Origin of the sequence: Micromonospora sp. WMMD736 (assembly GCF_049179015.1) — a bacterium.
Taxonomy (GTDB): domain Bacteria; phylum Actinomycetota; class Actinomycetes; order Mycobacteriales; family Micromonosporaceae; genus Micromonospora.
Map to the genome: position 1 here is coordinate 6,374,357 of NZ_JBMHMI010000001.1, position 17,331 is coordinate 6,391,687.

Genomic DNA, 17,331 nt, shown 5'->3' on the forward strand with positions numbered 1-17,331 from the left:
ACCACGTGCTGAAAGCGCACATCGCAGGCGCGGCAGTCGACCGAAATTCGTGCCGGATAAGTGCGACCAAAATGGCCCCCTCGCACGTCTTTTAGGTGACGGATGGTCACGGCCGGCGGGGCGGCCAAGGAGGGTAAGGGACGTGGGGGACGTGCGTGGGCGTATGCGGGACGAACTGGCCCGACACGTCGCCCCGCCACTGGGTGATCTGGTCCAGCAGTCGATGGTGCAGGGTCGTCGGCTGCGCCGCCGGCGTCGGCTGGCGCAGGTCGGCGCGGGCGGATCGGCGTTGGCGGTGCTGCTCCTGATCGGCCTGGCGTTCGGGCCCCGCCTCGGCGGTGACGACCAGGTCGGTCAGCCCGGAACGTGGGGCATCGGTGCGCCCGGTGAGGCGGTCGACAGCCCCACACCGTCCCCGGCGGAGACCTCCGACGACGCCCCGGGCGGCGGGTTCGTGCCGGGCGCAGCCGAGGCGCCGGGAGTGGGCACGTCGCCGACCCCCACGACGACGGTGATCGACACAGTGCGGATCGGGCCGGGGCCGGACGGCGCGTTGCTGACGACCACGCCGCAGGGCGCCCTGGATTTGCTGATGCGGCTCCTGCCCAAGGGGGAGACCAGCGGTGAGGCGAACCTGGGCAGCAGCGGGGCGGGCCCCGGCATGCCGTACGTCCAGATCTTCCTTGATCGGGGCGACGGGCCCGGCATGGTGCGGCTCTCCGTCTACCAGGACGACCTCGGCGGCGATCCGGTCCCGGGGACGGTGGAGCTGACCGAGGTGCCCGGCAACTGCGTGCAGGACAAGATGATCACGGTGTACCACCGGGACGGCCTCCAGATCGACGTGCTGATCGCCACCTGTCTGGCCTGGGGTGGCAAGGGAAATTCGCCCGCGCCGGCCGTTCTGTCGGTGGACGAGGCAATCGCCATCGCCGCGAACCCGAATTGGGGGACGAAACTGCCGGCCGAGTACGTCAGGAGCGGTGCCAAGAGATTCCCGACCCTGGCCAGGTCGGATGGCTGACGAGGACTTCGTGGAGTTCGCGCAGGCGGCCGTCGGTCGCCTGCGTGACGCCGCGTTCCTGATGTGCCGCGACTGGCATCTCGCCCAGGACCTCACCCAGACCGCGCTGGCCAAGATGTACGCCAACTGGGGGCGGGTCCGACGGGTCGACGACCCCTACGCGTACGCCCGCAAGGTGCTGCTGCGCTGCGTGATCGATCAGCAGCGGCGTCGCTCCAGCACCGAGTTGGCCATGTCGACGCCGCCCGACCAGGGCGAGGAGCATCCGGCTGAGCTGCGCATGACGTTGCTCGACGCGGTCGCCACCCTGCCACTGCGCGATCGGGCGATCATCGTCCTGCGCTACTGGGACGACCTGAGCGTGGAGACGACCGCCGAGGTCGTGGGCGTCTCCACGGCCGTCGTGAAGAGCCAGAGCATGCGCTCCCTCAGCCGGTTGCGCGAGTTGCTCGGCGAGACCCGCTCCGAGTTGTTCGCCGAGGAGCGTCATTGACCGGCCGCGCCTGCCCCGCGCAGGCGGGGCGGATGCCAACACGCATCGTCCGCGACGACGCGGTCCGCGGGGGCAGTCATCCGAGTGTGGGAGGTTCGGTGTCGTTGTCGAGCAGCAGGGTCGGCCGAGGCCCGGTTCGCGGCCGGAGCCGAGTCCCGGCCGTGGTCGTGCCGCTGGCCCTGTCGGCGTTGGTGCTGCTGGTCGCGGGGTGTCAGCGGGCGGATCCGGGCGGCCGGCCCGAGGCATCACCCACGGTGAACGTCGAGCGCAGCGGTCTGGGCATGCTGCTGGTAGCAGGCGACCTGGGCGCGGGTTGGCTTGCGGACGACGCGCGGCCCGGTCTGCCACCCTGGCCGTGGGAGCAGGACGACTGCCCCGACTACCGCAGCAGCGACTACACCGCGAAGTCACACCGACGCTCTGCCGTTCAGCGCTACTACCGGCTGCCGGACGGGTCGTCGCCAGCCCACCACGTCGTGGAGACTTACGAGCCCGGATGGGCGGCGCGGAATGTCGACGACGTCCGTCAGGTCCTCCGGCGATGCGCGAGCTACCTGGTGCACGGATCACGAGTCTCGTTCGACATCATCGACCCGCACTACCTGAGCGATGCCGGTCTGCTCGTCCGGGGCCGCATCGCACATGCCGACACCCCTACTACCGCTAGGTACTTCGTCATGGTGAAACGGGACGAGACGGTCTCGACAGTCAGCCTGCCCGACCTGGGTAACCAGGCTGCGGTGGATACGATCGCGGCGAAGGCGGTGGCCCGCCTTGGCTGAGCGGGGAGGTCGTGGGCTGCCACGCCGCTGGGTCGTCTCCGCGGTCACCGTGTCTCTCGCCGGCGTCGCGACGGCCGCGTACGGCGCCACACACGTCCGCGACGGTGGCGGAGCTGACGCGTCACCCGGTCGTTCGCCGGCCAGTCCGGTTCCGACGACGCCAGCCGTCGACCGACTGAAGCCGGCGCGGGCACGGATCGAGGCCTACGTCGACCGGTACGACGGTCATCTCGCCGTCGCGGCACTGGATCGACAAAGTACGGCCGCGGTGACGGCCGGCACCACCCGCTTCCAGACCGCCAGCATCGTCAAGGTCAACATCCTCGCCGCGCTTCTGCTGCGCCAGACACCGCCCGGCAAGGCCCTGAGCTCGGAGACCAGACGGCTCGCCGAAGCCATGATCGTGTCCAGTGACAACGCCGCGGCGGTGGCCCTCTGGCAGAAGATCGACGGCTCGGGTGGCCTCACCGCCGCGAACCGCGAACTCGGTCTGCGCGAGACCAGGCCGAACAAGCACTGGGGGATGACCACGACCACGGTCGCCGACCAGATCCGTCTGCTGACGGCGCTGACGTCGTCGAAGGGGCCGCTGACGCCGCAGGACCGTACCTTCGTCATGGGCCTCATGAAGAAGGTGATCCCCGAGCAGCGCTGGGGAGTCACCGCCGCGCGGGAGCCGGGCAACCCCGCGGTGTACGTCAAGAACGGCTGGGACACCGCGGACGTCGACGGCGGGCGCTGGCTCGTCAACAGCATCGGGCGGATCGTCGAGGACCGTCACGACTGGTTGATCGCCGTGCTCTCCGACCATCACGTCAGCCAGGAAGCGGGCATCAAGGTGGTGGAGAAGGCCGCCACCTTCGTCCTCAAGGAGTTGCGCGCCGCCACCACGGGCGACGGCCCTGCGCAGGAGTAGGCCGTCGCCCCGGAGGCGGGTGTCACCCGTCGGCTGTGGCCGCCGATTCAGGGCCGATCGGCGGCCACGGGCAGGTGTGCGACCGGCACGAGTCGCCGTACGCCCCGGCTCGGGCTGGGCTGCTCGGTGCCCCGGACGGTCGCGATGTCGGCCGCGAGCGCCTCGATCTGTTGGCGGGTGACGCCCGGCATGCAGATCAGGTGGCTGATGCCGCCGTCGGCGTTCGACAGGCCGTAGCGGCGGGAGATCGGCGGTGGCGGCGTCGTGAAGTACACCGTGAAGGCGTGGACGTTGCGCCAGGCGGGCCAGCCGACGCTGGCCAGCAGCGAGTGGGCGAACCGGGCCGTCTCGCGGGCCCGCTCGGCGCGTTCACGATGCCCGTCCTCGCCGAGCAGCCGCAGCGCGTACCACATCTGGACGGCGAGTTGGCCGCAGCGGGAGCCGCTGATGGTGCTGTCGGTCGTGGCGGTGTAGGAGATCCGCCGCGCTGCCCGTTGCAGCGAGCGGCGCGTCACCACCAGACCTCCGGGAACGGTGGTGCCGTAGAACTTGTGGCTGGAGATCGCCACGGAGTCGACCACGCCGCCGAGGTCGATGGCCACGGGCCGGTCCGGCAGCAGGGCCAACGGCACACCGGCGAGCGCTCCGTCGACGTGCAGGTGAGCGTTGCGGATCGCCAGCTCGGACAGGACGCGACGCACCCGGGCCGGGTCGTCCACCGCCTCGGTCACGGTCGTGCCGGCGTTGGCCACGACGATGGCCGGCCGGTCTCTACGCCGGGCCAACTCGCCCCGCAGATCATCGTAGTCGACCTCACCGGTGACGTCGGTGCGGATGACGACCTCGGGGAGGTTCAGCATGCTGGCGGTCTTGCGGATCCAGTCGTGGGTCGCCTGGCTGTAGTAGAGCACGGGACTCGCGCCCGCGAACCGGTCCCGGGCGAGCAGGATGGCCGCCTGGTTCGCCTCCGTGCCACCACTGGTCAGATATCCCCACCGATCGTCGGCGGGGGCGCGGAAGAGGTTGGCGTGCCAGTCGATGACCTGCCGCTCGTACGCCTTCGTGTGACCGGTGTCGGGGTCGGTCTCCGGATCGCCGACGTTGTTGATCAACAGTCCGAACAGTGAGGTCACGGGTCCATAGTCGATGTCCACTGCGGCCGGGAAGCCGATCGACCTGCGGGCTGACAGAGCAGCTCGTAACTGCTCGATCTCAGCGGTGAGGGAAAGGTCGTCGGGAACGCTTGTGGGGGAGGTCACGGGCTCTCCGTTGATAGGCGACTCAGCGAAGAGTGGACCATGACGCCGACGTGCAGGCAACCGTCTCCGAATCGCGATCAAGCCGACTGGCGGTGCATGGTTGATCGCGGTGTGTGTGCGATGAGAGGCTGTAGCGACGTCTTTGGAGGGACTGACACCGTGGCGTACGACAGGCCAGGAACCCGCTCGGGTCCTTTTGAGAGGGACGCCGACGATTGGAGAGCGGCGGCGAGTGCCGGAAGGACGACAGCGGTCCCCTGGGACCAGCACTCGGGCAGCCAGTCGTCCCTACCTCCCGAGCCGGTGCCGGCGGTGGGACGCCATGGTTGGGTGGCGCCCACGGCAGCGATGCCGTCCCCCGCGGTCGAGCAGCAGCCACCGGTGCCCTGGCAGCCCGCGCCGTCCGCGTACGCGCCGCCACCGGTGGACCCGTCGCCGGCCCCGCGCGAGGCGCCCCCCGCGCCCCCGATCAGCGATCCGGAGACGCGGCGGATCTGGGCGTCGTTGCGGTCCTCCGCGTTGAGCCGGATCGGGCTGATGAACACCATGCACGGCCGACACGCGTGGGCACAGCGTCGACGCAATCCGCTCTGCCCCTACGGCTTCGCCTTCCTCTACGCGACACCGGTCGTCGGCTCCACACCGGACCGTTCGGTCTTCGAGGTGGGAGCGGCGACGCGTCTCGACAAGGCTGGCGAGGACGTCTCACACCTGCCCCGGCTCCTGTACGACCTCGCGCAGACGGCGCGGCACTACCTCGACAACGGCGGCCTGGATCCACGTCAGCCCCCGCAGATGTGCAACCGCGTCGACGAGCGGATCACCGCCGAGTCGACGTTCATCGGGCTCGCGGTCAGCTCGCTCGACGGTCCGCTCGGCACCTGGGAGCAGACGATGCGCCGGGTGGAGGGTGAGGACCGTATCCCCGGCCGCTTCTACATCCAGTTGATGGACCCCGAGGAGACGCGCATCGTCGTCGACCGGCCCACCGATCCGTGGGAGAGACCACTGATCCAGTCCACCACGCCGCTCCACGAGTCGTGGCGGCCTTTGCAGAGCTACGCGGGCGACACTCCTATCTGGACGGGGATCGCCCAGTTGGCGACGCTGGTGCACCTCGGTGCGCAGCGGATCAACCCGACCAGGGGCGCGACGTAGCCGAAACGAGGAGCAGGCGGCGCCGCCGAAGCGCCGCCGCCTGCTCCGTTCGGTGGACGCGGCTCAGAGCGTGAGGTGACTCAGGTCCTCGTCGACCTGCCGCGTCGGGTTGGTCTCCCGCTCGCCGATGCCGGTGAGCAGGTCCGGCCGGCGGGCCCGAACGCTGATCGCCCAGAGCACGCCGATGATGACGAAGACGCCGACCGTCCCGGGCACCAGCCAGGCGGTGTGGGACCCGGGTGGCGTGCCGAGCGCGGCGCTGATGTTGACCAGCGTGACCAGCAGGATCACCGCGATCGCGATACCACCGAGCGTGGGAGCGATCGCCCGTGCCCACAGCGACTCGCTGCGTCCGCCTCCGCGGGCGAAGTAGCGGACGGTGGCGAGTGAACTCACCGTCATCAACAGCATCAGGCTGACTGCGGCGATGTTGCTCAGCCAGGTGAACATCGTCAACGCCTCGGCGCCGCTCACCACGAACAGCAGGATGACGATCAGAGCGGTGATCGACTGGGTGACCGAGCCACCGAGCGGCGCACCCGACCCACCCTCGCGGATGGTCGCCAGGCGAGCGGGCAGCAGCCGGTCCTTGCCGAGCGCGAAGAGGTATCTCGCGACGCTGTTGTGGAAGCTGATCATCGCCGCGAGGACGCTGCTGACCAGCAGCAGGCCACCCAGCGCCACCAGCAGCACGCCCGCACTGCCGGCGCGGGAGCCCGAGAAGACCTCGAACGGCAGCGGCGCCGCCGGGTCGCGGGCCAGGTCGACGACCCGGTCGGCGCCCACCGTCGCCGCCATCGCCCAGGCGCACAGCGCGTAGAGCAGGCCCAGGCCCAGGATCACGTAGATGATGCTGCGGGACACCGCCCGTGGGGTGCGCGCCTCCGCACCGTATGCGGCGATGGTCTCGGTGCCGAAGAACGCGGCGAAGCCGAGGGGGAGTACCGCGAGCCCGGCCACCACCCCGGCGTCGAACAGTTGCGTCGGGTTCAGCGCCGCGAAGGTCAGCTGACCGCCCGCCGGGTGGGCCAGGCCGACCAGCACGAACACCAGGAGCAACGTGACCTCGACGATCAGGATGGTGCCGAACATGGCGGTGCTGACGCCGGTGCGTTGCAGACCGAACGCCGCGACGATGGCCCACGCGAGCAGCGCGCCGAGCCACCACGGTCCGCCGACCAGGCCGCTGACCACCGAACCGAGCAGCCCGTACAGCGATATCTGAATGGTGTTGTAGGCCAGTAGCACGACCGGCGCGCCCGCGACCCCGACGAGCCGGGACAGGCCGGCGGCGAGGGCGGTGTAGAAGATTCCACTGGGCTGCACGTAACGGGCGATGGCGATGTACCCCGGCGCCCACAGCAGCATGACGGCCGTCAACAGCAGGAAACTGGAGGCCACAGCGGTGTTGCCGGTCGCCGCATAGGTGGCGACGATACCGCCGACGAGAACCGCCATCGGCGACGACGCGGTCGCCCCGAAGGTCACCAACGAACTCGTTCGCAGAGTTTTGCGTGCCAGTCCCCGCTCGGCGGACACCGTCAGGGGGGTCACCGAAGGCGTGACCATAACTGAACCTCCCCAGGTTCTAGGCGATAGGTCAGGGACGGGACTCGATGACCTTACAGGTGATCTCGCCGTTACTGGGAGCAGCGGGTAGCAGAATTAAGCGCCGCGAAACGGTGCCACCGCAGGGGGGATCGACACATGCCGTCTGATGTGGACAAACGGCATCGCGCCCGCGTGGTTCACCGGCGACGGCGGGCCATCCACTGCCAGATGTGGGTGCCGTGGTGGCTGGGGTCGTTGCGGGCCACGTAGATCCAGGACCAGTGACCGGGGAACTGGTAGCCGTTGAAGACGACGTGGTCGTACAGGGTGACCAGCGATCCTCGGATGAGGTCGTGGGCGTGGACCGTGTTGGTCTCGGGCGGCACGGTGTCGTCGTCGAGCGAGGTGACCAGCCAGGTCGGCGTCCGGATCGCCGCCAGTTCCGCGTCGGTGATCAGCGGCGGGCCCTCCCCGCCGAGCGGCTCGACGACGCCACAGATCGGCACCGACGCGGCGAACAGGTCGGGATACGCGACGGTCATCTTCAGCGACATGTAGCCGCCGTTGCTGCAACCGACCACGTGGATCCGGTCGGGGTCGACGCGCTCGCGACGGACGAGATCCTGGACGATCTCGCGGATCAGCGGGGCGAACCGGGGACCGTCCTCCATCCAGTAGGAGGTGCTCTGCGGCGCCACGACGTACGCGCCGGAGAAGATCCGTTGCGCCTCCGGGGTGGCGAAGCCCAGTGCGCCGCGGTTGGCACGCAGCGTGGTCTCGTTGTCGTAGTAGTCGTCGGGCAGGGAGGCGCCCTCGCCGGCACCGTGCAGCCAGAGGATCAGCGGCCGCCGGCCGTGCCGGGGCGGACGCTCCGGGGAGTACAACCGGTACTTCATCCCCGACGCCGAGACGTGGTGGGTGAAGGCGTCCACCTCGGGGTTCGACAGTCGCCCCTGTACGAAGCGCGTGATGGTGAGCGGGGCGCCGTGGCGGCGCGTGAGCGGGGTGTTCTGCGTGATGGTGTAGACGAGGTCCAGCCGGACGTTGCGGCCTCGGCTCAGGATGTAGCCGAGCGTGCCGCCGCCGGGTTGACCCTCGCCGTGGCTCAGCTCCAGCACGATGTTGCCGTGCCGGTCGAGTCGGGCCGCGGTCACCGTGCGGTCCAGGTCGTACTCGCTGAAGATCAGGTCGCCGGGGGCGATCGGGATCGGGCTGGTGGCCTTGGCGCGCACGGTGAACGTGTCGGGGGTGAGCCCGGCCGGGTCGATCGGGCCGAGCCGACGGGTGTCGAGGGTGACCGAGGTGACCTGCTCGCCACCGTCGAGCGTCCGCGCGTCGAGGGTGAAGACCACGCCGGCCGCCTGGTGCCGGTCGTCGGCCTGGGCGGCGGCACTCGGCAGGGTGAGACCGAGAGCGGCGCCGGCCCCACCGGCCAGCACGGTACGGCGAGTGACAGGCGTGGACATACGGCCCCCCGTTTGTAGACAAACGTCGATGGCACCCCACCGTAACGGCGCGGAAATCCAGTGGCAACCGATGCGGTCGCGCGCTCAGGACGCCCGAGGCCGGTGATCCCGGAAGGGCGCCCTGATCGATCACGTCCGGACGGTCAGCTCAGGCGCTCGAACACCGAGAACGGGTAGACCCAGGCCTGGGTGAAGATCAGCCCCAGTCGGTGCAGGTACCGCTGGCAGGTGTTCGGCTGCGCGGGGTTGGTGCAGAAGGTCACCCACAGCTCGGAGTACCCGTCCTTCTCGGTCGGGCTGTGGGCGTACACCTCGTCCCGCGTCACGAACTGCATCGAGGTCAGTCGGGGGTCCTGCACGTCGTTGGGGAAGGACAGGGACGTGTCCAGGCCGTACAGCACGATCTCGTTGGGGAACACGCAGACACTCGCCTGGAAGTACAGCTCGTAGATGGTGCTGTAGGTGGCGGTCTCGTAGACCTGCTCGGAGACCTCCTCCCGGTAGCAGGGGGTGCCGGGCGGGAAGGCGGGCGGCGGGGGAACCTGAATCACGTTGGTCCCGATGCCGCCGATGGCGCGGGCCGCCTTGTGCGTCGAGGTCGCGGCGAGACCGCCGTCGACGCAGGCCGTCTTCGTCGTGCAGATGGCCGGGCCGGGCGTCGCCGCCGACGCGGCCGCCGCCGGAACCGCGAGCGTCGCCGCGAGCACGGTCAGGGCCAGGACCAGAGGCTTGAGATGTACGGACACATGACCTCCATCGATCGGATCGGTGCGCTCTGCGCAGGAGCAGGATCGCGGATCGGATCGGGCTCTGGCCGGGATTCCGTACACCGCCGTACACTGACGAACGTCTATTGTCGACGGTGGGGGGCTGGGCACTGGATGCCGCGGGGGCGCAGACGTCTGACGACCTCGCCGGCCTGTTGCGGGCGTTGCGACGCAGGCACGCACGCCAACGGGGCGACGGCGAGCTGACCTATCGGGAGCTGGCCGCCCGGACCGGCTGGTCGCACACCGCCATCGCGGAGTACCTGACCGGTAAGACGCTGCCGCCCACCGATCGCCTCGACGCCCTGGTCCGGCTCCTCGGTGCCACGCCGGCCGAGCAGGGCGCGTTGGCCACCGCCCGGGACCGCATCGAGGAGAGTCGTCGCCGGGCGCCGCGCACGGCGGGCCGGCTGGTACCCCGGCAACTGCCCGCCGACGTGGCCAGCCTCGCCGGCCGCGACGACGAGGTGGCCGTCCTCGACAAGCTCGTCGCCGCGCCCACCTCCGTCGTGGTGGCCGCCATCTCGGGCACGGCGGGGGTGGGCAAGACGGCGCTGGCCGTGCACTGGGCACATCGTGTCGCCGATCGCTTCGACGACGGTCAGCTCTACGTCAACCTGCGCGGCTTCGACCCGCGTGGGCAGGCGGTGAGCCCGGCGAAGGCGCTGCACGGCTTCCTGGACGCGCTCGGCGTTCCGGCCACCCGGGTGCCCGCCGACCTCGACGCCCAGGCCGCCCTGTACCGCAGCGCGCTGGCCGGCAAGCGGATCCTCGTCGTGCTGGACAACGCCCGGGACGCCGAACAGGTCCGCCCGCTGCTGCCCGGCACGCCCACCACGATGGTGTTGGTGACCAGCCGCAGCCAGCTCACCTCGCTGGTCAGCCTGGACGGCGCGCACCCGCTCCCGCTCGGCCTGCTCAGCCGCGACGCGGCCGCTCACCTGCTCACCAATCGGCTCGGTGTGGAACGGGTGGCCGCCGAGCCGGAAGCCGCCGAGGCGATCATCACCGCCTGCGCCCGACTGCCGCTGGCCCTGAGCATCGCCGCCGCCCGGGCGCAGCAGTCGGGCTTTCCGCTGGCCACCCTCGCGGCCGAGCTGGGCACGGCCGGTCAGCGCTTCGGGGTGCTCGACGCGGGGGACGCGGTCGGTGAGGTGCGGGCGGTGTTCTCCTGGTCGTACGACGCGCTCAGCGTGCCGGCCGCCGGGCTGTTCCGGCTGGTGGGCCTGCACCCCGGCCCGGACATCACGGTGGCCGCCGCGGCCAGCCTGTCCGGTCGGCCGGTGGACGACACCCGGCGGCTGCTGACCGAACTGACCCGCGCGAGCCTGCTGGCCGAGTACCGGCCCGGCCGGTTCACCGCACACGACCTCCTGCGCGCGTACGCCGCCGAACTCAGCGACGGCACCGATCCCGTCTCCGACCGCAGGGCCGCCACGATCCGGCTCCTCGATCACTACACCCACACCACCCACGCCGCCGACGCCCTGCTGCGCCCGCACAGCGACCCGGTCGACCACCTGATGGCCCCGGCGGCGGCCGGTGTACGCCCCGAACGACCCACCTCGCACGCGGAAGCGCTGCAATGGTTGACCGCCGAACACCCGGTCCTGCTCGCCGCCCAACGCCTGGCCGCGAGCAGCGGGCTCGACGCCCACACCTGGCGGTTGGGGCGGGCCCTCGACACGTTCCTGGACCGGCAGGGGCACTGGCACGACCGCGTCGAGGCCTGCCAAGCGGCCCTGCGCGCCGCCGAACGTCTCGGCGACCCGCTCGCCCAGGCCGTCGCGCACCGCTTCCTGGCCGGCGCCCACACCGTGGTCAACCGGTACGCCGACGCCCACCGCCACCTCGAATGCGCCCTCGACCTGTACGTCGTCAGTGGTGACACCGAGGGCGAGGCGCGTACGCACCAGAACCTCGCTTCGCTCTGGGACCGTCAGGGCGAGCCCCGGCTGGCCCTTGAGCACTCGACGCGGACCCTCGTCCTGGCCCGGGCCGCCGGCCACCGCAGGGCCCAGGCCGACGCGCTCAACGCCGTCGGCTGGTGCCACGCCCAGCTCGGCGACCACCTCGCGGCCCTGGCCTACTGCGAGCAGGCGCTCGACCTGCTCCAGCAGCTCGACGACCGGGCGGGCGAGGCCGCGACCTGGGACAGCCTCGGTTACGCACACCACCACCTCGGCCAGTACGACCGGGCCGTGGAGTGTTACGAGCGCACGCTCGACCTGACCCGGGACCTCGGCGACCTCTGGGGCGAGGCGGACACTCTCAGCCGGCTGGGCGACACCCGCCTCGCGCTCGGCGACCCCGCCGCCGCCCGAGCCGACTGGCAGCGGGCACTTGACATCTTCACAGCCCTGGACCACCCGGACGCCGACGCCGTCCGCGCCAGGTTGCAGGCACGGTGAGTGTGCGCGCCGACCAGACGATGGTGCGGGTCCCGGTTTAGCTCCTTGTGCTGCGGGGATTGCCCGGCAGCGCTCCGGCGGCAGTCGGGGCCGGGTGGAGGAGGCTGATGCGTAGGATCCGGGCGTCCCGCGGCGCCACCTCGAACGGGGCGACCAGATCCCGGAAGCCGATCGGAGCCGAACGCGACCCGAGCCGGGTGGTCACCTTCAGCGACGCCGTCACGGCTATCGCCATCACCCTTCTCGTCCTGGAGATCAGGCCGCCCGAGGACACCGAACACCTCATGCGCGGGCTCCTCGACCTGTGGCCGTCCTACCTGGCCTACGGCGTCACCTTCCTGCTGATCGGCCAGATGTGGGTGAACCATCACGTCATGTTCGACCACATCCGGTCCGCCGACCGCCTCCTGCTGCTGTTGAACACGCTGCTCCTGATGGTGATCGCCTTTCTGCCGTTCGTCTCGTCGGTGCTGGCCCGCGCCTTCGCGGAAGGCCCCGGCAAACGGACCGCGCTCGTCTTCTACGGCATCGTCTACGGCACCGCCGCCATCCTCTTCAACGTCATCTGGGAATACGCCAAGAGCGGCCACCGTCTGTTGACGTCCACCACCGACGAGGCCACCGCCAGGGCGATCAGCAGGCGGTTTCGACCCGCCCCCGTCTGGATCGCCGTCGGAACCGCGCTCTGCGTCGTGCACCCGGTCGCCGGCCTGATCGCGGTCGCGGCGTTCGTCCCCTTCTACTGGCTACCGATCAACGGTGAGATCGCCAGCATCAGACGTACTCGCGCCCAGGCCGCGAGCGGCCCGCCCTGAACCCGGTCCTGTCCGAGCCGGCCTCCCTGCCCCGACCTGCGCGGGCAGCCGGGGACGTTGCCGGCCGGGTACGAGTCGCCGGAGCAGCCGTACATCGAATCCGGCAGCACGTGCCGTTAGGCTCGCCCGCATGCCGGACAGCACCTCAACGTCGCGCACGGTCGGCGACGAGGTCATCGAGGGGCGGCAACGCCTCGTCTTTGTCAACAAGGGTGATCATTACACGCTCAGCACACTCGGCGTCTTCGCGGACGGCGTCGTCCTCTGGCGGTTCGGATCGACTGATCTCGACGGTCTCCGCGCCGCGTTCGATGACGGCACGCTGAGATTGACACCGCCCGAGGGCGCATCGCTGGTCATCACGGGCACAGCACGCGGGACCGTGCCGGCGCTGGAGTCGTGGCTGACTCCGGAACTGGTGATCGGCGAACTCGCCGACGAGGTGGACGATCTCAACGATCGGCCGGATTCCTCCCGGCGCTGCTGGAACGCGCTTCTGGCGTATGCCGCGAATCCGACTGGGGCCAACTTGGAAGTCGTCCGCGAGTTGTATCACGCGGTGCCGGAGCACCGCCGAATCTACATGCTCGGCGACATGGACCAGAACGACGTTCCGGTAAGGATCCTGCTCGCCGAGGTGGGCGAGACGATCCCGGCCCGGCGCCCGGGCCAGACGCTCACGGTGACCCCGGGAGCCCGAGAGCAGGCGCTCGACTATTTCCGCCGCAGTGCGGCCGGTGTCGCCCGGGCCCAGGCGCAGCGGGTGGCGGACGGGCCGGAGACTACCGTGCCGCTGGTCGTCGGCGGGCACGTCTACCCGAATGGCTGGCCGGACCCGGCGGGCTTGGAGGTCCTGCAGATCGACTATCCGGCGGCGGTGACACACGGCGGCCGGGAATATGCGAGCGTCATGCACGCCTACTGGGCGCTATCCACCGACGACCCCGATTGGCACGATCGTATCGCCGCCGCCAGCCGTGGTCTCGACGCCCGGACACTCGGGCAGGATGCACCCCGGCGGCCGGGCTGGCCGGCGGCCCGGCTGGGCGCGATGGCCGCCCTGCTGCGGGACAAGTTCGAGCGCCACCCGGCGATGGCGGCGACGTTGCTGGGTACCGGTGACAACCGGCTGCTCTACAACGACTGGGCTTCGAAGTTCTGGAGCTCGAGCGGCGCCAACTGGCTGGGGCGATTGCTGGAACTCGCCCGGTCCGAGCTGGCCACCCGACAGTAGGACCCCCTGACGTAATCACCGGCCCGGGGACGGCCCGGGCCGGTGATCGTCAGTGCGTCGGGTCAGCGGCCCTGGCGAGCCTTCACGTTGTCGCCGAAGGTCCAGCCGCGGGAGCCGTCCCAGTTGATCGACCAGGTCATCAGGCCCTTGATGTTCGGGACCGCGTTGTAAGCCTGGGTGACCAGCGACGGGGTCATGTAGCCGCCACCGGCGCCGGGCTGGGCGGGCAGGCCGGGGACCTGCTTGTCGTACGGGACGCGGATGGTGGTGCCCCCGATGGTGAGGCCGTTGTTGAGGCACTGCGTCTGCACGGTGAAGCCCTGCACGGTGCCCGCCGGGTACGAGTCGCCGTTGCAGCCGTACATGCTGCCGTTGTAGTACTGCATGTTGAGCCACCAGAGCCGGCCGTTGTCGACGTACTTCTTGATGATCGGCAGGTACGAGCCCCAGATCGAGCCGTAGACCACGCTGCCGCCGGTGACGTAGGCGGTCTCCGGCGCCATGGTCAGGCCGAAGTTCGACGGCATCCGGGCCAGCACGCCGTCGATGATCCGGATCAGGTTCGCCTGCGACGTCGACAGGGTGTTGATGTTGCCGCTGCCGGTCAGGCCGGTCTCGATGTCGATGTCGATGCCGTCGAAGTGGTAGGTCGTGAGGATCGGCACGATCGTCGCGATGAACCGGTCGGCGACCGCCGTGGAGCTCAGGTCGATGCCCGCGGCGGCTCCGCCGATCGACATCAGGATGGTGGCGCCGGCAGCTTTGGCCTGGCACATCTCGGCCGGGGTCGCCACCTTCACGCCGGCGTCCATGCCGTTCTCCCAGAGGACCGTGCCGTCCGCGCGGATCACCGGGAACGCCGCGTTGATCACGTTGTAGCCGTGCTGTGGGAGCCGGCTGTCGGTGATCGGGATCCAGCCGAGGCCGGGGTGTACGCCGTTGGACGCGCCGTCCCAGTTCTCCCAGTACCCCTGCAACACCTTGCCGGTCGGCCGGGACTTCACCGCGCAGGTTCCCCCGGTCGGCGGCGGCGTGCTGGGGGGAGCCGTGGTGGGGGGAGCCGTGGTCGGTGGTGCCGTGGTGGGCGGCGCGGTCGTCGGCGGGGCGGTGGTGGGTGGGGCAGTGGTGGGTGGGGGAGTGCTTCCCGAGCAGGCCCCCAGATCACGCCAGAGCGACGGGGTGGAAGCGGGGTTCCAGCCAGCGCCGACGTACGCGGTGTGGGTGACCAGCGCCTGGTAGAGCCGGCCGCCGTAGGTGACCTGTGCGCCCACCTGGTACGTGGTGCCCTCGGCCCAGGCGGGCGCGGTGCAGGCGACCAGCGCGACGGCGTTGGCCGAGGACACGGCGGCCATGCTGCTGGGGACGAAGGCGACGGCGGCCGTGACGGACATCGCCGCCCCGGCCAGCGCTGCGACGATGCGACGGCTTCTCATGGCTCACTCCCCAGGCTTCGACGACCCGCGACCTCCACATATTGACGTTCGTGACGTTTAATATCAAGGGTTGTTTACAGATACGGTGCCGTGGGTGGCCATGACGATGAGGTCGGCTATCGCGTCCGGATGGGTGACCATGGCCAGGTGCGACGAGTCGACCTCGATCGTCGTCGCGTTCATCCGCACGGCCAGGAACCGCTCGAGCTCGGGCGCGGTCGTACGGTCCTGCCGCGAGATGGAGTAGTAGCAGGGTTTGTCCCGCCAGGCGGCCTTCGTGGTGCGGGCCGTGAACAGGTCGCCGGCGATCGGCCCCTGGACGGCGTAGAGGGCCCGCGCACGGGCCTCGTCGACGCCGCCGGCGAAGTCGTCGAGGAAGGAGCTCTCGCTGAGCTGGGCGTACCCGTCGTTGTGGACCAGGCCCGCGTTCGCTGGCGGCGTGGGGAACTTCGCGGCAAGCGCGGTGTAGTCCTCGCCGACGTCCGGCGCGCGGGCCGCCACGTACACCAGGGCGGTCACCGATGGATGGTCTCCGGCTTCGGTGATGACCGTGCCGGCCCAGGAGTGGCCGACGAGCACCGTCGGCCCGTCCTGGCGGTCCAGTGCCCGGCGGGTGGCGGCGACGTCGTCGGAGAGGGAGGTCAGCGGGTTCTGCACGGCGGTGACGGTCAGGCCGGCCCGTTGGAGCAGCGGGATCACGTCGGACCAGGAGGAGCCGTCGGCGTACGCGCCGTGCACCAGGACGACGTTGCGGGCGGATTCGCCCCGGGGTCCAGCGGCCATCGGAGTCTCCTACGCGATACGCGGAATCGTCGGCGCACAGCAACGCCTCTCCGACACTCTTGCCCAAGCTGGCCCCGGTGGAGGCGCAAACGCGGAGGCTTCGACCGCGCGTGGCGGTGTTCGTCGCGCCGACGGCGCGAAGCGTCGCGCGTCGCTGTCAGACGGAGACCCAGCAGTACAGGCGTTCGCTGCGCGCTGTCGCCGACCGTGCCAGCGCGGCCAGCTCGATCAGGATTTCCGCCAGGTCCGACGGCTCGCACTGCCCCCGGATCTCCTCGACCTGCGACCACGGCACCGCCACCCGACGCAGGTCCGCCTCCGACGAGGTGGCCAGCGCCGTCTGCACCTCGTCCGTCAACGCGATGACGAGTTGGTTGCCGTCGTCGCGGCCCGCGACGATGTGACTCCACCGTGGGTTCTCGGTCACCGCGTCGTAGTCGAGGCCTCTCAGCAACCCCTCCAGCTGCCCGATCAAAACGGAGGGTTCGAGGCCCTTCAACTCGAGCACGTCGAGTTCGGGGTCGGTGGCGGCCCGTGGCCCGCCGAGGACGTCGATCACGGCAGCGGCGGCTTCGTCGGAGGCGGCCGGGAAGTAGTCGCAGAGGATTCCCACGGCACGATCCTGGCAGGGGCGCCCATTCGCCGCTGTCCCTGCCGGGACCGATTCGCCGCGGCAGCCGCGAGGGCGGATGCCGGGGCACCCGCCCCGCACGAATGGTTGTGTCAGCAGGTGCGGGTCTGCCAGGTCACCTTCGTCACGAACATGGGCACGTAGAAGTTGCCGTCGCCGGGGCGGACGCACTCCGTGCCGGTGAGTGGCGTGCCGAGGTACGTGTAGGACCAGGTGATCTCGGCGTTCCGGGAGGTGTGGTTGTAGTAGTTGAAGACCGGGGCGTTGCCCGACCATTCGCCGCTGGTCACCAGGGACGGAGGTGCCGTCGGGCCCTGGGCCGGGTGGTCCCAGTTGGGCCAGGCGCAGAACGAGCCCTGCGGGCAGTTGCCGGGTCCCCAGACACCGGAGGCCGCGGCGGGGGCGGCGTGGGCGGTGGCCAGGACGGCCGCGACGGACGCGGTGACGGCTATGGACTTCCAGTGCATGGCTGACCCCTTTGATAGACAACTATCAATATGCAATTAAGCTACTGGTGGAAATTTGCGTCGTCAATAACTGGGGGTGAGTCGTTTCAGGGGTCGGTGAAGCCCGAACGGCGTGACGCGTCCGTCGGCGGGGTGCTCCCG

16 protein-coding genes are annotated in these 17,331 nt (G+C 70.3%); 8 read left to right on the forward strand and 8 right to left on the reverse strand.

Annotated elements, in window-relative coordinates:
- The first annotated feature begins 142 nt into the window (after nucleotides 1-142).
- The 4 genes from ACN269_RS29035 to ACN269_RS29050 all read left to right on the forward strand — a co-directional run bounded on the left by ACN269_RS29035 (nucleotide 143) and on the right by ACN269_RS29050 (nucleotide 3,215).
- Nucleotides 143-1,024: a hypothetical protein gene (locus tag ACN269_RS29035; protein ID WP_421475414.1), complete on the forward strand. Its 882-nt coding sequence runs from the start codon at nucleotides 143-145 to the stop codon at nucleotides 1,022-1,024.
- The gene (locus ACN269_RS29040) at nucleotides 1,017-1,517 is read left to right on the forward strand and encodes a SigE family RNA polymerase sigma factor (protein ID WP_421475415.1); all 501 of its coding nucleotides are present in this window, start codon (nucleotides 1,017-1,019) and stop codon (nucleotides 1,515-1,517) included. The genes ACN269_RS29035 and ACN269_RS29040 overlap by 8 nt, the downstream gene beginning before the upstream one ends.
- A 161-nt stretch (nucleotides 1,518-1,678) precedes the next feature.
- Nucleotides 1,679-2,299: a hypothetical protein gene (locus tag ACN269_RS29045; RefSeq protein WP_421475416.1), complete on the forward strand. Its 621-nt coding sequence runs from the start codon at nucleotides 1,679-1,681 to the stop codon at nucleotides 2,297-2,299.
- A complete protein-coding gene (locus tag ACN269_RS29050) occupies nucleotides 2,292-3,215 on the forward strand; it encodes a serine hydrolase (RefSeq protein WP_421475417.1) in 924 nt (307 codons plus the stop codon). The genes ACN269_RS29045 and ACN269_RS29050 overlap by 8 nt, the downstream gene beginning before the upstream one ends.
- Before the next feature lie 47 nt (nucleotides 3,216-3,262).
- Here the strand turns inward: ACN269_RS29050 and ACN269_RS29055 are convergent, their stop codons facing one another.
- Nucleotides 3,263-4,744: a histidine decarboxylase gene (locus ACN269_RS29055; protein ID WP_421475418.1), complete on the reverse strand. Its 1,482-nt coding sequence runs from the start codon at nucleotides 4,742-4,744 to the stop codon at nucleotides 3,263-3,265.
- A 60-nt stretch (nucleotides 4,745-4,804) separates the two neighbouring features.
- Here ACN269_RS29055 and ACN269_RS29060 point away from each other — a divergent pair, with 60 nt between their 5' ends.
- Nucleotides 4,805-5,632: a hypothetical protein gene (locus tag ACN269_RS29060; protein ID WP_421475419.1), complete on the forward strand. Its 828-nt coding sequence runs from the start codon at nucleotides 4,805-4,807 to the stop codon at nucleotides 5,630-5,632.
- Nucleotides 5,633-5,695: 63 nt separating this feature from the next.
- Here ACN269_RS29060 and ACN269_RS29065 read toward each other — a convergent pair whose 3' ends face one another.
- The 3 genes from ACN269_RS29065 to ACN269_RS29075 form a co-directional block, all read right to left on the reverse strand.
- Nucleotides 5,696-7,120: an APC family permease gene (locus tag ACN269_RS29065; protein ID WP_421475420.1), complete on the reverse strand. Its 1,425-nt coding sequence runs from the start codon at nucleotides 7,118-7,120 to the stop codon at nucleotides 5,696-5,698.
- 260 nt (nucleotides 7,121-7,380) lie between these two features.
- Entirely contained in the window at nucleotides 7,381-8,649 is a 1,269-nt protein-coding gene (locus tag ACN269_RS29070) for a prolyl oligopeptidase family serine peptidase (protein ID WP_421475421.1), read from the reverse strand.
- Nucleotides 8,650-8,792: 143 nt separating this feature from the next.
- Complete coding sequence (locus ACN269_RS29075) at nucleotides 8,793-9,395, reverse strand: hypothetical protein (protein WP_421475422.1); 603 nt, start codon at nucleotides 9,393-9,395, stop codon at nucleotides 8,793-8,795.
- 116 nt (nucleotides 9,396-9,511) lie between these two features.
- Here ACN269_RS29075 and ACN269_RS29080 point away from each other — a divergent pair, with 116 nt between their 5' ends.
- The 3 genes from ACN269_RS29080 (at nucleotide 9,512) to ACN269_RS29090 (ending at nucleotide 13,876) form a co-directional block, all read left to right on the forward strand.
- On the forward strand, nucleotides 9,512-11,827 hold the full coding sequence (locus ACN269_RS29080) for an ATP-binding protein (RefSeq protein WP_421475423.1): 2,316 nt from the start codon (nucleotides 9,512-9,514) through the stop codon (nucleotides 11,825-11,827).
- Between the two features lie 107 nt (nucleotides 11,828-11,934).
- On the forward strand, nucleotides 11,935-12,642 hold the full coding sequence (locus tag ACN269_RS29085; protein ID WP_421475424.1) for a TMEM175 family protein: 708 nt from the start codon (nucleotides 11,935-11,937) through the stop codon (nucleotides 12,640-12,642).
- Nucleotides 12,643-12,772: 130 nt separating this feature from the next.
- Nucleotides 12,773-13,876, forward strand: a complete 1,104-nt coding sequence (locus ACN269_RS29090; RefSeq protein WP_421475425.1) for an NADAR family protein — start codon at nucleotides 12,773-12,775, stop codon at nucleotides 13,874-13,876.
- A 62-nt stretch (nucleotides 13,877-13,938) separates the two neighbouring features.
- Here the strand turns inward: ACN269_RS29090 and ACN269_RS29095 are convergent, their stop codons facing one another.
- From ACN269_RS29095 to ACN269_RS29110, 4 genes are all read right to left on the reverse strand, one after another.
- Nucleotides 13,939-15,309 (reverse strand): carbohydrate-binding protein, encoded by a 1,371-nt coding sequence (locus ACN269_RS29095; protein WP_421475426.1) that lies wholly within the window; start codon nucleotides 15,307-15,309, stop codon nucleotides 13,939-13,941.
- 63 nt (nucleotides 15,310-15,372) lie between these two features.
- Entirely contained in the window at nucleotides 15,373-16,092 is a 720-nt protein-coding gene (locus tag ACN269_RS29100; protein ID WP_421475427.1) for an alpha/beta fold hydrolase, read from the reverse strand.
- 157 nt (nucleotides 16,093-16,249) lie between these two features.
- On the reverse strand, nucleotides 16,250-16,705 hold the full coding sequence (locus tag ACN269_RS29105) for a hypothetical protein (protein ID WP_421475428.1): 456 nt from the start codon (nucleotides 16,703-16,705) through the stop codon (nucleotides 16,250-16,252).
- A 110-nt stretch (nucleotides 16,706-16,815) separates the two neighbouring features.
- Nucleotides 16,816-17,190, reverse strand: coding sequence for a hypothetical protein (locus ACN269_RS29110; RefSeq protein ID WP_421475429.1), 375 nt, complete (start codon nucleotides 17,188-17,190; stop codon nucleotides 16,816-16,818).
- Between the last annotated feature and the right edge of the window lie 141 nt (nucleotides 17,191-17,331).